Consider the following 17,003-nt stretch of genomic DNA (forward strand, 5'->3'; position numbering starts at 1 on the left):
ATTCCTCCTAAAGTTCCGGATATCCGGTTATTGTTTGTATTTCTGAATAGAGATTTTTAATGCTGGGATATATTTTTTTATATACTTTTTCAAATAAATTTTTATATATTTCATGATTTTTTTTATTTGGAATAAAAGTTTTTTTGTATTTTATCATGTGATTTATTGCTTCTTCAAAATTTTTATACGTTCCAGTACTAACAAAACCAATTATTGCAGCACCAAGTGATGATGCTTCATGCGTGTGTATTTTTTTTACAGGTTTTCCAAACATATCTGCTGTAATTTGACATATGGCATCACTTTGAGATCCACCACCACCAACAATTACTTCTTTTATTTTTACTTTTGATTTTTTTTCTAATTTTTCAACTCCATCCATTAGTGCATAGTTGATTCCTTCTATTATTGCTTTATATAAATGTGAACGTGTGTGTATATCTCCAAAACCTATAACTGCTCCTTTGGCATCAGGAGTTTTTACGTGTGGTCCCCAGTATGGTTGAAGTATCAATCCATGAGATCCAGGAGGTACTTTATTTAAATGTTCATTTAAAAGTTTTTCTGGTGAGATGTTGAGTTCTTTTGCTAATTTTAACTCTTTTTCTGCAAATTCTTTTTTAAACCAACTTATCATCCAATATCCTCTAAAAATTTCTATTTCTGGATTATAGTAATTTGGGATAACAGCTGGATAAGATGGCATAAATCTTAAAGGCTCAAAATAATTTTTTGTTGATATTTGTGCTGTTGCAGTTGTTCCAAAACTTAAACTAACTCTTTTAGGATTTGTGCAGCCATTTGCAAGTGTTTCACATCCTTTATCAGAACCTCCAGCAATTACTGGTATTCCTTTTTTTATTCCAGTTTCAATTTCGGCTTTTTTTGTTATATATCCAATTATTTCTGTTGGATTTATTAATTTCATTAGTTTTTCTTTTTCAACTCCAAAAACTTCCCATTTCCAACTTGAATTTGATTTTGTCCATTTTTTATTTTTATAATCAAAAGGAAGATGACCTATTTGACTTGCAATAGATTCAATAAAGTTTCCAGTTAATTTATGATGAAAAAATCCAGAAACTTGTGCATACTTATATGTTTTTTTCCAAATTTCAGGTTCATTTTCTTTTATCCAATTTGCTTTAGAATTATGTCTTATTATGTTTATTGTTCGAGTCATACCAACTACACTGAACATTAATTTATGTTTTTTTGAAGGTTTATAAATACTTTGTGATTTTCTTTGATCGAGCCATAAAATAATGGGTCTTAAAGGGTTTCCTTCTTTATCTAAACAAACTGCTGTATCTCTCAATGTTGTAACAACAACACCTTTTACTTTTTCAAAGAGATTAATATTTTTTTCTTTTAAATCTTTAGTTGCATTGCACAAATTTTTCCAATAAACATCTGCACTTTGTTCTGCCCATCCAGGATTTTCAGAGTAATAAGGTGTAAACTCTTTTTTTTCGATTGCTACAATATTTCCGTTTTCGTTTATTAATGCAGCTCTTATGCTTTGAGTTCCACAATCAATAGTTAAAATCATTATTATTCCCCCAATTTTGATGTTGCTATAATATCTACTCCCGTATTCAAAACATTTTCTATTATAATATCTCCAATTGAAACAGGTTCATTTATAACAACTTTGTTTATTACTGACATTATATCAAAAATCAAGGGTTTTGGAACTTCACCACTTGTTCTTACAGGTAAACGTGACATATTTTTATAAGTAGTTCTTACCGTTGTGCATATTGTTCTTACAGGATTGTTGAGTTCATTAACAGCAAAATCATAACCTCTTTTGCATAAATTTCCACTCACAATTATTTCAGAATTTTTTTTAGATACTTCTAACATGCAGCCATTTGGGCACACTATACAAGTTAAGTTCATCATATCACTTCCAATTTTAATTGAGAAGGATTATTTATTTTCAATACTATTTTTTCCATTTCTGGTGGTTTCAAAAATAGATATTTCTTCTTAAAAATAATATTTTCCGTGTCTTTTATGATTACTGTTTTGTTTTTCATGACTTTATTTACTCTAAAGTATAGTATAAATTCTTTTGATTCTTTACTTACATATTGTGGAACAACGTATAATATATTATTGCCTTTTTTTATAGATACTTTTTCTTTAATTGAATTTTTTTCAAAATTTTTTGAATAATTTGCTGCATTTTTTCCAGCAATTTCACCACTTTCTGAAACATAATCAACTAAATCATTTACATGAAGTGCATTACCACAAGAAAAAACACCTTTTGAGTCTACTGACATCAAAAAATCATCTACATATGGACCTTTGGTTGATGGATCAAGAGTTATATTCAATGATTCGGCAACTTCATTTTCAGGTATCAATCCCACAGATAATATCAAACTATCACATTCAATGAATTCTTCAGTATTTGGTAGGATTTTCATAGTTTCATCTAATGAAGAAACAATTACTCCTTCTACTCTTTCAGTTCCAAGTACTTTGGTTACAGTTTTTGAAAGATGAAGTGGAATATTAAAGTCATCCAAACATTGAGCTATGTTTCTTTGTAATCCAGATGGAGTTGATTTAGCTTCATAAACGCCAAGAACTTCAGCACCTTCCAAAGTTAATCTTCTTGCCATTATCAAGCCAATATCTCCGCTTCCTAAGATTACAGTTTTTTTACCAGGAAGATATCCCATTATATTTACAAAGTACTGTGCAGTTCCTGCTGTATAAACTCCTGCAGGTCTTGTACCATGAATAAAAATTTGTTTTGCAGTCCTTTCTCTACATCCCGTTGATAAAATTAAGGATTTTGAAGTCACTTTTAAAAGACCATCTTTGGTTACTAAATTAAAATGAAATGTATCATTTATCTTTTTTACTGAAGTTACAAAGGTTGAAGTTAAAGTTTCTATATTTTTAGCCATTTCTATGTATCTATAAGCATATTCTGGCCCTGATAATTTTTCATGAAATTTTAAAAGTCCAAAGCCATCATGAATACATTGCTTTAATATTCCTCCAATTTTATTTTCTCTTTCTATTATTAAAGTTTTTGCACCATTTTTTTCTGCTGATACTGCGGCAGCAAGGCCAGCTGGCCCTCCTCCTATTACAACAACATCATACATTTTTATCATCTCGCTTTGTTTCTTCTACAACCATATAAGAATCTTTACCTTTTTTTGTTATTTCAAGTATATCTTTTGATAGTTCTTCATTTAAAATTTTAATTACAAGTGGAGCACAAAAACCTCCTTGACATCTTCCCATCCCTGCTCGTACCCTTTTTTTTATTCCATCAACAGTTGTTGCTGGAATTGGTGAATGTATTGCATCTATGATTTCTCCTTTACTTATTTCTTCACATCTACAAATGATTTCACCATAATTAGGATTTTTATGAATTAATTTGTTTCTTTCTTCAAAGGTCATATCTTTTAAGGTTAATATTTTCTTTCTTTTAGGAATCCAATTCTCTTTTTTTACGACTCTTGTTTTTTCTTTTAATATATCTATTGTTATTTTTGAAATATCTTCTGCTATTGCTGGAGCGGATGCAAAGCCAGGTGACTGTATTCCCGCAGCATGAACCAAATTGTTTATTTTTTGTGACTTTTCTATTATGAAATCTTCTTTATAAGTCGAAGCTCTTATGCCCGAAAAATAAGTTATAATATCTGTTTTTCTTATCCCTTTTATATTTTTTAAATGTTTGTTTATTATTGCATTTAAACCTTCTGGAGTGGTAGTATAATCTTCTTTAAATGGTTGTTCAATTGCAGTTGGACCAGCAAGTATATTGCCTTCTACTGTTTTTACAAGTCCTCCACCTTTTGTTGTGCTTTTAAAGTTTAAAGAAGGTTTGCTCAATATGGAGTAAAGCATATGTCCTTTCTTTTTATCAAGAAGTGCAATTTCACCTTTTCTTGGATGTATTGTAAAAAATCTGTCTCCAGCCATTTCAGCAATTTCATCTGAAAAAACTCCAGCAGCATTTATTACTATTTTGGGATAAAGTTTTCCTCTGTTAGTTTCAACATACTTTATTTCATTATTTTCTGTAATTATGTTTGTGACTATCGTATCTAAAGAAAATTCAACATCATTTATTGCTGCACTTTCACCAAATGCTATTGTTGTTTTGTATGGAGATACAATTCCTGCATCTGGAAAGATAACACCTCCTTCTATTTCAGCTGATATATATTTTTCGCGTTTTTTTAACTCTTTTTTATTTAAAAATTTCATCCTTACTTTATTTTCGTGTGCTCTTATTTTTAATAGAGGAAGAGCAAATTTTAAATACCACTTGTCATATAGAATCAAAGAACCAGTTCGGTTGAATTCAATATCCAATTCTTTTGCAAGTTTTGTATACATTTTATTTCCACGAGAATTATAAATTGCTTTTTTACTTCCAGGTCTTGGAGCTATTCCAGGATGAATCATTCCATCATTTCTTGAAGATGTGTGAACGGCTAAATCATATTCTTTATCCACAAGAAGCGTTTTTATTTTCCACTTTGAAAGTTCTCTTGCAATAGAACAACCAATTATTCCACCACCAATTATTAAAACATCAACCTTTTTGTTTTGAAGTTTTGTATCTTTTAATAGTGGTTTTGAAATTGATGGAAGATTTAAATTTTTTACTTTTAATTTATTTATTACTCCTCTATAAGAAGAGTTGGCAGCAATTTTACCACTTAAATAAACTTTATTCCAAGTATTTACTTCACCTTCAAGTTTTATTGCTCCATTTTCTTCTGAACATATGATATCTTTTGAAATTTTTTTGGTTAATTTTTTTTGTATTTTCTTCAACATAAAAGTCATCCCCTAAAATGTATGAAATGTACGTACATTTATATTGTATAAAAAAATTTAATAAAATAAAAATGCAATTTTAAATATTTGTATTCAAATATTTAGATATAAAGATTATTAGATAAAAAAATTAATTACTTTAATAGATTTAATATACAAAAAAATATTATGGTATAATTATTTAACAGTAAAAATAAAAGTTTTTAATAGTTTAAAAGGAGTTTTTGCATGCAATTACCTTTATATATTGAAATATCAGAAAATTTAAAAAATTTTATACTTGATGGAAATATAAAAATAGGCGAAAAAATTCCAGGAGACTTTGAATTAATGAAACAATACCAAGTTAGTAGAGACACGATAAGAAAGGCTATAAAAGTTTTAGTTGATGATGGATATTTAATAAGGAGACCTGGAAAAGGAACTTTTTTATGTAGAAGAAGAAAAGTAGATTCTATAGAAAAGATAATATCGTTTAGTTCTGAATTGATAGCTCGAGGATATGTTCCATCAACAAAATTAATAAAATTTAAAGAGATTAATGCAACACCTGAGATTTCTGAAATGCTCAAATGTAATCAAAATGAAGATATTTATTTAATTGAAAGAATAAGATATGCTAGTAAATTACCGATAGCATTTGAAACAACATATTTATTAAAAAAAATAGTAGGGGAAATAAAGAAAAATGAACTTCTTGACTCTATGTATGAGTTTTTGTCAAGAGAAAAAAATATTGAATTTATAAAAATGGTACAGGAAATAAAACCTAAAATGTTAGATTCTAAAGTGGCAAAAATGATGAAAGTTGATATAATGCCAGTAATACATTTATCAAGAATTATATATACAAAAAATAATATGCCATTTTTTGCACTTTCATTTTTACTCCGTGGAGATAATTATTCTATGAAAAATGAGGTTATTTTAAAATAAAGAATAGGAGGTATTAATGAAATATTTATTTAAGTTATTAATATCAGCATTAATAATAGTATTTGTTTCTGAATTCAGTAAAAAATTTTCGTGGATAGGTGGATTGATAGCTTCTCTTCCACTTATTTCTATAATTTCAATATTTTGGCTTTACAATGATACAAAAGATATAGTTAAAGTAACTAACTTATCTTTAAATATTTTTTGGTTTGTAATTCCATCATTAATATTTTTTATTATGTTACCTTTTTTCTTGAAATATTTTCCATTTTATTTATCAATGATATTTTCTTCTATAATAACAATTATATTTTATATAATTTTTTCTTATATAATTTCAAAGATTGGAGTTAAAATATGAATAGTGGGACTTATTTATTGTTAGTAGAAATAGAAAGAGATATAGAAGTAAAAATAAAAAGAAAAGAAATAAAAATAAAAAAAGGGAAGTATCTTTATGTTGGATCAGCTATGAAAAACCTTCATCAAAGGGTTGGAAGACATATATCTTTTAAAGAAGGAGATTATAAAAAACATTGGCATATTGATTCTTTGCTTGAAAATGGTAAAGTTCTTTTTTCAATTATTATTCCTGATGGTATTTATAAAGAAGAAAAATTTTCAAAAAAGTTTAATAATAATTTTAATAGCATAAAAAATTTTGGAGCAACTGATTTAAAAACAGACTCCAATTTGTTTATTATAGAAAATACAAAAAAATTTTTTGAATTTTTAAATGAAATTTTAGTTTAAATTACAAAGCATCTTTAAAAAGATCTGACCATCGTTTTAATTTTTTTTGTGTATTTATTATAATTTCATTTATTGTATTTATATCAAAAGGTTTAGTTAAATAATCGTCTGCTCCATTTTCAAAAGCATTAATAATTTTATTTAAATCTGAATTTCCTGTTATTATTATTATTTGAGTGAAACTATTTTGAGATTTTATTTTTTTTAAAAATTCAAAAGAATCCATTCCAGGCATTACAATATCTAAAAAAACTATATGGAAATTAGTGTTTTCAAATAAATAAAATGCTTCATCAGCATTCTTTGATAGTTCAACATTAATATTTTCAAATTCTTCATTTATGTATTCTTTCAAAACAGTTCTAATATCTTCTTCATCATCAATTATTAATAAATTAAACTTCATATTATCACTCCTCGATAGGAAATATTAAAGTAAAGGTAGTTCCATAATTTTCTTTTGAAATTACAGAAATTTTTATGTTATGAGTTATACATACAGAACTAACAAAAAAAAGTCCGTGTCCAAGACCATATTTTTGTTTTGTTGTAAAAAATGGGTTAAATATATTATTTAATACATCTTTAGACATACCTATACCATTATCAGAGATTTTTAAAACTACATTTTTTCTGTATTTAAAAGTTGAAATTTGAATTACTCCATCTTTATTATTTTTTATAGCATCCAAAGCATTAGAAAATAAATTTATCAAAGAAATAATTATTTTGTTAGCATCACCTTTTATATTTACATTTTTTGATTTTTCAATATCCAATATAAATTTTTTTTGATTATTATTAAATAAAAAGTTATTTGCTTTTAAAATTGCATCATTTAATTTAAAAACTGAAAGAATATTTTCCTTTTTAAAAGCACCTCTAAAAATATCTATTATATCTTTAATTCTATAAAATTGATTTGATATTTTTTTAATTCTATCAATGCTATAATATTTTTCGTTTTTTAGAATCATTTCTGTATTCATTATACCAATTGTTAATGGATTGTTTATTTCATGAAGCATTCCCATCATCATTTGACCAGCTAGTGAAAATTTTTCAGAATCTAATAATTTTTCATCATAAACTTTCATCCTTTTGCATTCATTGAAAAAAATATTGTAAAGAGTAAACATATTTAAAAATGAATTAACTATTATTTCTTCTCCATGAATAGAAGGAATATCTGAATTATATTTTAATTTTATAGAAAATTCTTCAGTATTTATATTTTTTATTTTAACATTATTTGTTGATTTTCCAACTTTAACTTTATTTTTTTCATCTAAAATAACTTCTAAAAAATTAAATAAATTACTATTAATAAATATTTTTATTAGTTTTTCTAAAAATTTTAAAGGTTCTAATTTTTCCATAGCAGATATTCTTATTGTTTCTAGAACTTCAAATCTTATTTGTGGAGTTTTAAATGTTTTAGTAAACTTTAAAAATTCTACTATATAATTATTTTCATAAGAGGTTATTTTTAAAGTGTAATTGTTAAAATTAAATTCTTTATTTATAACATTACTTTGTATTTTATTTTTTATAAATACTTCAAATTTATTTTTATCAATAAATTTTAAAGTTTTAAATTTTTTATTTGTATATAAAAGATTTCCATTTTCATTAAATATTGCTATGGCAATAGATAAAGAATCAATTATTTTTTTCATGTTTTACTCCTCAATATTAAAAAAGTTTTTTAACATATCTTTTTTTAATTTTTGGTTTTCTATTTTTTCTTCAAAATCAAAAAGCTCTTTTAAAATATTTTTATAATAATCAGAAATAATAAAGTATTTTTTTCTTGGCCCTTCTTCAATAGCTGTAACTACATTGTTTTTAATTAAAGAATCAAGAGAAGCTTTTGTACTTCCTGCACCGCTTTTTAAAGAATTTTTTATTTCAGAAAATCTGACTTTACCTTTTTTGGAAAGAATTCTTAAAATTTTTATTTTTAATTCTGATCCAAAAGTAATTTCGTACATTTTTCATCTCCTTTCTTGAATTAAATTTTCAATTATGATATAATTGCTAATGCGAACTAATTAATTCTAAAAAAAGACTTTATGTTTCTAAAAAAAGAATTAACATACTTATTATATCATAATAATCATCAGGAGATGAATGTATGAGAATTTTAGTTGTAGAAGATGATTTTGTATCAAGAGAAATCATGAAAGAAATTATAGAAAAAAATGTTTACTTTGCTAAATCAGGTAAAGAAGGATATGATATTTTTATTAAAAATTATAACAAAAATAAATTTGATCTAATATTTTTAGATGTAATGATGCCTGAAATGAATGGACTTACACTATTAAAAAAAATTAGATCTTATGAAACAGATTTTAAAACAAAAATAATAATGATCTCGGCTTTAGATGATATAAAAACAATAAAAGAAGCAAAGAAAATAGGTTGTGATGATTATATTATTAAACCAATAGAACCAAATGAAATAAGAGAAATAATAGGAGGTTAAAAAATGATAAATGTAGCATTAATAGCTCATGATAAGAAAAAATTAGATTTAGTAATGTTTACAAGAGAGTGGAAAAAAGTTTTTTCTAAATGTAATTTGTATGCAACTAATTCAACAGGAACTTTAATAGAAGAAAAGGTTGGATTAAAAATAACAAAGTTTAAGTCGGGACCATATGGTGGAGATTTACAAATAGGTGCTTTAATAACTTCTGATGATATTGATTTTGTAATCTTTTTAAGAGATCCACTAACAGCTCAACCTCATGAACCTGATGTATCAGCGCTTTTAAGAGTATGTGATGTTCATAATATACCTCTTGCAACGAACCTTGCAACAGCTGAAGGTTTAGTTTTAGAAATAGAAAAGAAATTAATAAAAGAGAGCTAAGCTCTCTTTTATTTTATAGTAGGTAGCCTGTAAAATTTGGTAGGAGACCATAAAAAAATTTGTGTAAATAAAAAAATGAAAAACCTTCTTCTTGGGATGGTAAAATAAAACCAGGAAGGAGGTTTTTAAAATGGCAAGAAGAAAAAAAGAAGAAAAAGAAGAAAGCAACATTGAAAAATTAGCAAGATTAATAGCAAGGGATCCAGAGGTAAACACAATAAAAGATGTATATGAAAAGATAAAAGAATTAGTGGGACCGTTAATACAAGGGATGTTAGAAGCAGAATTAGAAGATGAATTAGGTTATGGGAAATATGATAAAGAAAACAAGAAAACAGATAATTCTAGAAATGGGTACAGTTCAAAAAGAGTAAGAACAAGTGTTGGAGAAATGGAATTAAAAATACCTAGAGATAGAAAAGGTGAATATGAGCCATAGTACCAAAGTATAAAAAAGATATCTCAGATATTGAAGGTAGAATAATAGGTATGTACGGTTTAGGATTAAGTACAAAAGATATAGTTAAGAACGTAGAGGACATATATGGTGTAGAATTATCAGCGGAAATGATAAGTAAAATAACTAATAAAATATTACCTGAAATTAGAGAATGGCAAAGCAGACCTTTAGAAGAAATATATACTTTTATGTTTATGGATGGAATAGTGTTTAAAGTAAAAGATGATGGAGAAATAATAAAAAAGACTGCATATGTTGTACTTGGTGTAAATATAGATGGATTTAAAGATGTACTTGGTATATATATAGGTGAAATAGAATCATCAAAATTTTGGTTAAGAGTATTAAATGATTTAAAAAATAGAGGAATAAAAGATATATTAATAGCTTCTGTAGATGGATTAACAGGTTTCCCACAAGCAATAAAAACTGCTTTCCCAGATACTATAGTACAAAGATGTATAATACATCAAATAAGAAATACATTAAAATATGTTAGTTACAAAGATAGAAAAGAACTTGTTAATGATTTAAAAAAAGTATATAAAGCACCAAATAAAGATATTGCCTATTCAAACTTACAAGATTTGAAAGAAAACAAATGGACTAAATACAAATTAGCATTAGAAAGTTGGGAAAAACATTGGGAAACAATATCTCCTTATTTCGATTATGGCGATGATGTAAGAAAAATAATGTACACAACAAATGTAATAGAATCATTAAATAGGCAATATAGAAAAGCTACAAAAAATAAAACATCATTTCCAAATGACGATGCATTATTGAAAATGCTTTATTTAGCAACAATAAATGCAACAAAAAGATGGACAGCTCGTTATAGAAATTGGAGCAATGTCCTAAACGAATTATCCATCTTTTTTAATGAAAGAATTACAAAATATATCTATAATTCCTAACATAAATATACTTTGTAACTTAACAAAAAATACCTATAACACACAAAAATGAATATTAAATATTATAATGCTATACCTTGCAATAAAAATTTGCAAAAGGCTATTTATTACAAAAAATTATACTAAAAACTTCTAAAATTTACTCTTAAAGCATATTTCTTTATAGTCGATAATTCTTATGGAAATACTTTAAAAATAATAACTAATTTTATTTATTTTTACCTTCCAAGAAGAGCCGTTTACACAAAATTTTTTATGCTACCACTCTTAATGTTTCCTGAAACGTGGTTTTATTCAGCGTTTTATTTTTTTGGCCCATTTTTCAATTGTAATTTGGCTTATTCTTCACTTGCAAAATACATATCATATTTTTCTTCTTTAATATCCTTTAAACACTTTTCGTATACGTTTGCAGAAATTCTTAGTAAGCTTTTATACTTATTAAAGTTAGATCTATTATGATATAGTGGTTCTGATTTTAAAGAATAATCATTACTTTTATATCCTACGTATTCTTTTGGATGATCTTCTAAATATTTAATAAAACCTTCTTTATCATTTCCAAAATAGAGAGTGTAAAATATTAAGTGTATAAGGAAAAAAAGATACTGATCTGGTGGTAAAATAAAACCAGAGGAGGTACGAAAAATGGGAAATGTACTACAGGAAATAATAAAGGAAATGGTAAGAAAAGGAGAAATCCGAACAATAAAGGATATAAAGGAATTAACAAAATCACTGACAGGAAATCTGATCCAGGAAGTACTGGAAGCGGAACTCGAAGACGAGCTGGGCTATGGAAAGTATGACAGAGAAAAGAAAAATACAGAAAATTCAAGAAATGGCTACAGGAAGAAGAATTTAAAGAGTAGTAGCGGTATGATAGAATTAAAGGTACCTCGAGACAGGAAGGGAGAATATGAACCCAAAATAGTTCCAAAGTATTCGAATGATATTTCAGAGATAGAGGAAAAAATAATAAGTTTGTACGCAAGAGGAATGACCACCAGGGATATATCTGATCAGATAATGGATTTGTACGGATTTGAAGTATCAGCTGAACTGGTGAGCAAGATAACAAATAAGCTTATGCCAGTAATAAAAGACTGGCAAGAAAGGCCATTACACGAAATATACACCTTCGTTTTCTTGGATGCAATATACTTCAACGTTAGAGAGGACGGAAGGATAGTAAAGAAGGCTGCTTATGTAATAATAGGTGTTGACATAGATGGAATTAAAGATGTGCTCGGGATATATGTTGGTGAAGTAGAAAGTGCCAAGTTTTGGATGGGAGTACTTAACAACCTCAAAAACAGAGGAGTTAAGGACATACTTGTAGCTTCAATAGATGGTCTTTCTGGATTCGAGCAGGCTATAAATGCAACCTTCCCGCAAACTATGATACAAAGGTGCATAATCCACCAGATTAGAAACACCCTGAAATATGTTCCTCACAAGGACAGGAAAGAGTTCGCAAAGGACTTAAAGACAATCTATACAGCACTGGATGAAAAGACAGGCTATGATAATCTAACCAATGTAATAAACAAATGGGGAGACAAGTATTACGCTTCATTGAGGAGCTGGGAGAAAAATTGGCACCTATTATCCACCTTCTTTCAGTTCTCAGACGGGGTAAGGAAGATTATGTACACCACGAACATCATAGAGTCACTTAACAGGCAATTCAGGAAGGCTACCAAGACCAAATCAATATTCCCTAATGACGATGCTGTCCTTAAAAGTTTATACCTTACTACCAAAAACGTGACAAAAAAATGGACAGCACGGTTTCACAACTGGAACGCTGTTATTTCCGAACTGGCCATCCTTTTCGAGGATCGTCTTAAAGACTACCTCTGAAAGTAGCTTGTAATCCTTAAAAAATCTATACTTTGTACCGCGCAGATGGGTTGTCGCCCTTTCAGTCATTGCAGTTTTTTACTGTAAAAGGTTGGTTTTACCAATTTTGCCTTATTTAATTCATACTATTCAGGAACATTTTTTTCATTTTCAAATAACTACATTTTTTTAAGATTTTTGTCGTTGTTTTCCAATATTTATATGCTACCAGATATATCTAATACACACTAATCTTTACAGACTCCCAAAATATTTGAATCCCATACCCATTTTTTCAGTTCTTTCATCAAAATATCTTTCTATTAGAGTTTTAGCAACCATTTTCACATCTTCATTATTGTTATTGTTTTTACTGCCATATGCAGCTTCACCGCCTGTTATTGTAGCCACTTTATCCAATTGCCATACTGGTATATCATTTCTTTTTGCAAAATTTACTACATCTTCTAATTTTTCTAATACGTATTCTCCATATGAATTATACTTATTTTTATTATTCTTATATTCAGCATCAAACTCTTTATAACCAGTATAATATTTAATTAGATCATTCTTAATTTTATTGTATTCATTAGTTCCTTTTCCATATTTTGATAATAATTCAAGTAATTCACCAGTCTTATATGATTGATTAGTTTTTGAAACTTTACTGTATTGTGTACCATTAATCGTTATATCTTTTAAAGCTATATCAAAATCTAAATTGTCTTTTCCAAGCCACTTCTTTTCAAGTTTTTTCATATCTGTTTCTTTTATACTTCCTTTTTTTAATATGAATAGCGTATCACCTATTTTTGTTGGTTCATCTATTATTTTTTCTACTTTGTTAAAGATTGCCATATATTTGAGCATCTCTTCTTTGTTTTCCACATTCAAACTTTTTATTTTTTTTGAATGTTCCTTATATTCTTCTGTTAATTCTATATAATTACTATCTTTTTTTATTATTCTATTAAATTCATCATTATAGTAATTATTATTGTATCCTTTTGTTAATGTTTCGATTTCTTTTTTATTGTCTATTCCTTTTCCATGTATTGCTTTTGCTATGTTTGTAACTCTTACAAATTTATTGAAATTACTTTCTTTTAACTTTGATACTAAATCTACATATTTTTTTGTTATTTCATCTGCATAAAGATCTGTTTCTATCGATATACTGTTTATTAATGATGGATCTTTTAATAATGAATTATTTTTATTAAATTCATTTTTTAATTCATTTGAAGTTTTATATTAGTTGTATATTGAGTTTTAAGATTTTTTATCATTAGCCTTTTTTCATAATTTCCAAATATCTCTATTGCTTTATTTTTTGTCAATGATTCCATTCCTTCTGTATTATTAAATATTTTAAAGTATATATTTTTATTATTATTTGCCATTTCATTAGTAAAAGTATTATTTTTTAATATAGTTTTATTTCCTGTTGAAGTTATTTTTATATCTAATTTATTCATTTCTTTCCCATAGATCATCTTTTCAATTTGTTGATTTTTGGTATAATCAACTTCATCATATTCTAAACTCTTAAATTTACTTTTACTTTCAAAATAAATTGCTCCTCCACTCAAATCTCCTCCTATATTATTAAATGCTTTACTAGAATCTATGTATGCTTTTACAAAATTTAATAATTTTTTTGCTCCTAATACAGTTAATCCTTTATTTATTTTTTCTTCTTCGTATCTTCCTACTGATATTTGTCTTTTATAATATGTAACCAGAAATTCTATCTTTGCACTTCCATACTTTTCATATCCATTTGTTTCTGATAACGATGAGCTCCCTATTAAATGTCTGTTCTTATTTAAAATTAAAAATTTTTTATACTCATCTGTTTTATTATAAAATCTATTATCTAATGTATCTGCTAATATTCTTTTTTCTTCATCACTCAATTGACTATTTCCATAAACTACTTTTGCTATTTCTAATACTTTAGCATGATTTGCACCGTTTTTAGTTTTTAATTCTTCGTATTGTTCCCAGTAGTTTTCTTTTCCTAACTTTACTAATGCAGATTTAATATCCTTATCACTTATTTTAGCTAAACTTACAGTTTCTATTTTTGCAACTATAGTATTTTTAGGTTTATTTGGGAAAGTAGGAAAATTTACCTTTATTGGAGTTATACCATCATCTATTAAATGTTTTGATGGGGTTTCTCCTGTGTGTTCAGGTAGAGTGAGTTGAGGTGAGTTGAGTTGAGTTGAGGCATTGCAGAATCAATTGTTGGTTTTCTTATTTTCATTTTTCTCCTCCATATATATAGTATTTTTAACCAATAATATTTTTTCTAATAAATAATTTAATAAATAATGTTTTTTAATACAAATGAAATTATATCAAAAAATTTACTATTTCACAATAAAAAAATCCTATTTTTTACTCAAATGTAATATAACGCGTTTAATTTATATCATTGCTTTTATTTTTTTAGTTTATTAATCGAATATTAAGATTAAACAAATAAGAGAGCTAAAGCTCTCTTATTTGTTTTTTAAATCATAATTTATAGTACCATCTGGCATCATATAATCTTCATGATATATTCCTGCTTCTTCTTTTTGATATCTAATACATTCTTTCCAGTTTCCTTTACAGTATTGATTAATAACTTCATCGTTTACTAAACTAAGTTTGTTGTATCTGTTCATTGGACAAACTATATACCATTTACAAGTTTTCATATTACTCACCTATTATTTTAACTAAAACTCTTTTTTTTCTTTTTCCATCAAATTCGCCGTAAAATATTTGTTCCCAAGGACCAAAATCTAACTTACCATCTGTTATTGCAACAACAACTTCTCTTCCCATTATTTGTCTTTTTAAATGTGCATCTGCATTATCTTCAAATCCATTGTGATTATATTGAGAGTAAGGTTTTTCTGGAGCTAATTTTTCAAGCCAATTTTCAAAATCTTGATGTAAGCCACTTTCATCATCATTTATGAAGACGCTTGCAGTTATGTGCATTGCATTACACAATAATAATCCCTCTTTTATACCACTTTCTCTTAAACACTCTTCAATTTGAGGAGTAATGTTTATAAATTCTCTTCTGTTTTTAGTATTAAACCAAAGTTCTTTTCTGTAGCTTTTCATGATATACCTCCTATATCTTTTCTGTAATATATTCCTTCAAAAGATATTTCTTTTATATCATTATAAGCTTTTTTTATTGCTTTTTCAAGTGTTTCTTCAGTTGAAACAACTGATAAAACTCTACCCCCAGATGTAATTAATTCATTATCTTTAAAAGAAGTTCCAGCATAAAATATTTTTGATTCGATATTATTTTTTAGGTTTATTTTATAGCCTTTTTCATATGTTTCTGGATATCCATTTGAAACAGCAACAATACAACAACTACTATTATTTTTTAGTTTTATTTTTAGTTTATCAATTTTGTTTTCTATAGTTTTTTCAGATATTTCCAACATGTTAGTTTCTAAAAGTGGCATAATTGCTTGAGTTTCAGGGTCTCCAAATCTAACATTGTATTCAAGAAGATAAGGTTCTTCACTTTGAACTATAATTCCAAAAAATAACACTCCATTGTATTCCATATCTTCATGTTTTATTCCATTTAATGTTGGAATCATTATTTTGGTTTCAAACTTTTGTAAAATTTCTGTTGTTAATTGTGGATGTGGACATATTGCACCCATTCCACCAGTATTTAAACCTTTTTCACCATCTAATATTTTTTTATGATCTTTTGCAGAAGTTATAATTTTTATATTTTCTCCATCTGTTAAGGCAAAAATAGAAGCTTCAAATCCTTGTAAAAACTCTTCTATTACTACTTTTTTTCCAGCTTCACCAAATTTATTTTTTTTCATTATTTCACATAAAAAATCTTTTCCTAATTTAAAAGTTTCAGCAATAAAAACACCCTTTCCAGCAGCAAGTCCATCTGCTTTTATAACTATTGGAAACTTTGAATTTTTTAAGTACTCTAATGCATTTTCATAACTTTCAAAGATTTCATACTTTGCAGTTTGTACTCCATACTTTTTCATAAACTCTTTAGAAAATCCTTTACTGGCTTCAAGTTTAGCTCCATTTTTTGATGGGCCAAATATCTTTAATTTATTTTTTTTAAATTCATCAACAATTCCATCTACAAGAGGCTGTTCTGGTCCTACAAAGGTTATGTCTACATTTTTTTTAGCAAAATCTATTAATTCAGTATCTTTAAGAGTTAAATTTTCACATTTGTTTTCAAATGCAGTCCCAGCATTTCCTGGTACACAAAAAATTTTATTAACTTTTTCAGATTGTGAAAAATTCCAAGCTAATGCATGTTCCCTTCCTCCACTACCTAAAATCATTATATTCATAT

At 26.7% G+C, this 17,003-nt stretch carries 18 protein-coding genes and 1 pseudogene; 7 read left to right on the forward strand and 12 right to left on the reverse strand.

The features are described 5' to 3' along the window. Nucleotides 1-7: 7 nt before the first annotated feature. Genes IGS63_RS06965 through IGS63_RS06980 form a run of 4 tightly spaced genes read right to left on the reverse strand, consistent with a single transcriptional unit; the run spans nucleotide 8 to nucleotide 4,833 of the window. On the reverse strand, nucleotides 8-1,552 hold the full coding sequence (locus IGS63_RS06965; RefSeq protein WP_190613630.1) for an FGGY-family carbohydrate kinase: 1,545 nt from the start codon (nucleotides 1,550-1,552) through the stop codon (nucleotides 8-10). Between the two features lie 2 nt (nucleotides 1,553-1,554). Then, nucleotides 1,555-1,905 carry a DUF1667 domain-containing protein gene (locus IGS63_RS06970; protein ID WP_198423030.1) on the reverse strand — a complete coding sequence of 117 codons (351 nt, stop codon included), beginning with the start codon at nucleotides 1,903-1,905 and terminating at the stop codon, nucleotides 1,555-1,557. After that, complete coding sequence (locus IGS63_RS06975; RefSeq protein WP_198423031.1) at nucleotides 1,905-3,143, reverse strand: NAD(P)/FAD-dependent oxidoreductase; 1,239 nt, start codon at nucleotides 3,141-3,143, stop codon at nucleotides 1,905-1,907. The genes IGS63_RS06970 and IGS63_RS06975 overlap by 1 nt, the downstream gene beginning before the upstream one ends. Beyond that, nucleotides 3,127-4,833, reverse strand: coding sequence for an NAD(P)/FAD-dependent oxidoreductase (locus IGS63_RS06980; RefSeq protein ID WP_190613634.1), 1,707 nt, complete (start codon nucleotides 4,831-4,833; stop codon nucleotides 3,127-3,129). Before IGS63_RS06980 ends, IGS63_RS06975 begins: the two co-directional genes overlap by 17 nt. 228 nt (nucleotides 4,834-5,061) lie before the next feature. Here IGS63_RS06980 and IGS63_RS06985 point away from each other — a divergent pair, with 228 nt between their 5' ends. The 3 genes from IGS63_RS06985 to IGS63_RS06995 are packed head-to-tail and all read left to right on the forward strand — an operon-like array spanning nucleotide 5,062 to nucleotide 6,522. Next, the gene (locus IGS63_RS06985; protein WP_190613635.1) at nucleotides 5,062-5,769 is read left to right on the forward strand and encodes a GntR family transcriptional regulator; all 708 of its coding nucleotides are present in this window, start codon (nucleotides 5,062-5,064) and stop codon (nucleotides 5,767-5,769) included. Nucleotides 5,770-5,785: 16 nt separating this feature from the next. Next, the gene (locus IGS63_RS06990; protein ID WP_190613637.1) at nucleotides 5,786-6,130 is read left to right on the forward strand and encodes a DUF3147 family protein; all 345 of its coding nucleotides are present in this window, start codon (nucleotides 5,786-5,788) and stop codon (nucleotides 6,128-6,130) included. Further along, a complete protein-coding gene (locus IGS63_RS06995) occupies nucleotides 6,127-6,522 on the forward strand; it encodes a DUF123 domain-containing protein (RefSeq protein WP_190613639.1) in 396 nt (131 codons plus the stop codon). Before IGS63_RS06990 ends, IGS63_RS06995 begins: the two co-directional genes overlap by 4 nt. Nucleotide 6,523: 1 nt before the next feature. Here IGS63_RS06995 and IGS63_RS07000 read toward each other — a convergent pair whose 3' ends face one another. From IGS63_RS07000 to IGS63_RS07010, 3 genes are read right to left on the reverse strand one after another with little or no spacing between them, the layout of a single operon-like run. Then, nucleotides 6,524-6,928, reverse strand: coding sequence for a response regulator (locus IGS63_RS07000; protein ID WP_190613641.1), 405 nt, complete (start codon nucleotides 6,926-6,928; stop codon nucleotides 6,524-6,526). A gap of 4 nt (nucleotides 6,929-6,932) precedes the next feature. Continuing rightward, nucleotides 6,933-8,201 carry a sensor histidine kinase gene (locus tag IGS63_RS07005; protein ID WP_190613643.1) on the reverse strand — a complete coding sequence of 423 codons (1,269 nt, stop codon included), beginning with the start codon at nucleotides 8,199-8,201 and terminating at the stop codon, nucleotides 6,933-6,935. Nucleotides 8,202-8,204: 3 nt separating this feature from the next. After that, nucleotides 8,205-8,516, reverse strand: coding sequence for a hypothetical protein (locus IGS63_RS07010; RefSeq protein ID WP_190613644.1), 312 nt, complete (start codon nucleotides 8,514-8,516; stop codon nucleotides 8,205-8,207). A 143-nt stretch (nucleotides 8,517-8,659) separates the two neighbouring features. On the opposite strand from IGS63_RS07010, the gene IGS63_RS07015 reads away from it, so the two are divergent. The 4 genes and pseudogenes from IGS63_RS07015 to IGS63_RS07030 all read left to right on the forward strand — a co-directional run bounded on the left by IGS63_RS07015 (nucleotide 8,660) and on the right by IGS63_RS07030 (nucleotide 12,649). After that, entirely contained in the window at nucleotides 8,660-9,013 is a 354-nt protein-coding gene (locus tag IGS63_RS07015; RefSeq protein WP_190613646.1) for a response regulator, read from the forward strand. 3 nt (nucleotides 9,014-9,016) lie between these two features. Next, nucleotides 9,017-9,403 (forward strand): methylglyoxal synthase, encoded by a 387-nt coding sequence (locus IGS63_RS07020; RefSeq protein WP_190613648.1) that lies wholly within the window; start codon nucleotides 9,017-9,019, stop codon nucleotides 9,401-9,403. 130 nt (nucleotides 9,404-9,533) lie between these two features. After that, a pseudogene (locus tag IGS63_RS07025) lies at nucleotides 9,534-10,783 on the forward strand (IS256 family transposase). Between the two features lie 648 nt (nucleotides 10,784-11,431). Continuing rightward, nucleotides 11,432-12,649, forward strand: a complete 1,218-nt coding sequence (locus tag IGS63_RS07030; protein WP_190613650.1) for an IS256 family transposase — start codon at nucleotides 11,432-11,434, stop codon at nucleotides 12,647-12,649. A gap of 234 nt (nucleotides 12,650-12,883) precedes the next feature. Here the strand turns inward: IGS63_RS07030 and IGS63_RS07035 are convergent, their stop codons facing one another. The 5 genes from IGS63_RS07035 to purD all read right to left on the reverse strand — a co-directional run bounded on the left by IGS63_RS07035 (nucleotide 12,884) and on the right by purD (nucleotide 17,001). Further along, the gene (locus tag IGS63_RS07035; RefSeq protein WP_190613652.1) at nucleotides 12,884-13,501 is read right to left on the reverse strand and encodes a hypothetical protein; all 618 of its coding nucleotides are present in this window, start codon (nucleotides 13,499-13,501) and stop codon (nucleotides 12,884-12,886) included. Between the two features lie 362 nt (nucleotides 13,502-13,863). Then, nucleotides 13,864-14,550: a hypothetical protein gene (locus IGS63_RS07040; protein WP_190613653.1), complete on the reverse strand. Its 687-nt coding sequence runs from the start codon at nucleotides 14,548-14,550 to the stop codon at nucleotides 13,864-13,866. 591 nt (nucleotides 14,551-15,141) lie between these two features. Continuing rightward, nucleotides 15,142-15,342 (reverse strand): uracil-DNA glycosylase, encoded by a 201-nt coding sequence (locus IGS63_RS07045; RefSeq protein WP_190613655.1) that lies wholly within the window; start codon nucleotides 15,340-15,342, stop codon nucleotides 15,142-15,144. A 1-nt stretch (nucleotide 15,343) separates the two neighbouring features. Further along, nucleotides 15,344-15,760 carry a secondary thiamine-phosphate synthase enzyme YjbQ gene (locus tag IGS63_RS07050; RefSeq protein ID WP_190613656.1) on the reverse strand — a complete coding sequence of 139 codons (417 nt, stop codon included), beginning with the start codon at nucleotides 15,758-15,760 and terminating at the stop codon, nucleotides 15,344-15,346. Beyond that, the gene (gene purD / locus IGS63_RS07055) at nucleotides 15,757-17,001 is read right to left on the reverse strand and encodes a phosphoribosylamine--glycine ligase (protein ID WP_190613658.1); all 1,245 of its coding nucleotides are present in this window, start codon (nucleotides 16,999-17,001) and stop codon (nucleotides 15,757-15,759) included. The genes IGS63_RS07050 and purD overlap by 4 nt, the downstream gene beginning before the upstream one ends. Between the last annotated feature and the right edge of the window lie 2 nt (nucleotides 17,002-17,003).

This window comes from Tepiditoga spiralis (genome assembly GCF_014701195.1).
GTDB classification, from domain to species: Bacteria; Thermotogota; Thermotogae; order Petrotogales; family Petrotogaceae; genus Tepiditoga; species Tepiditoga spiralis.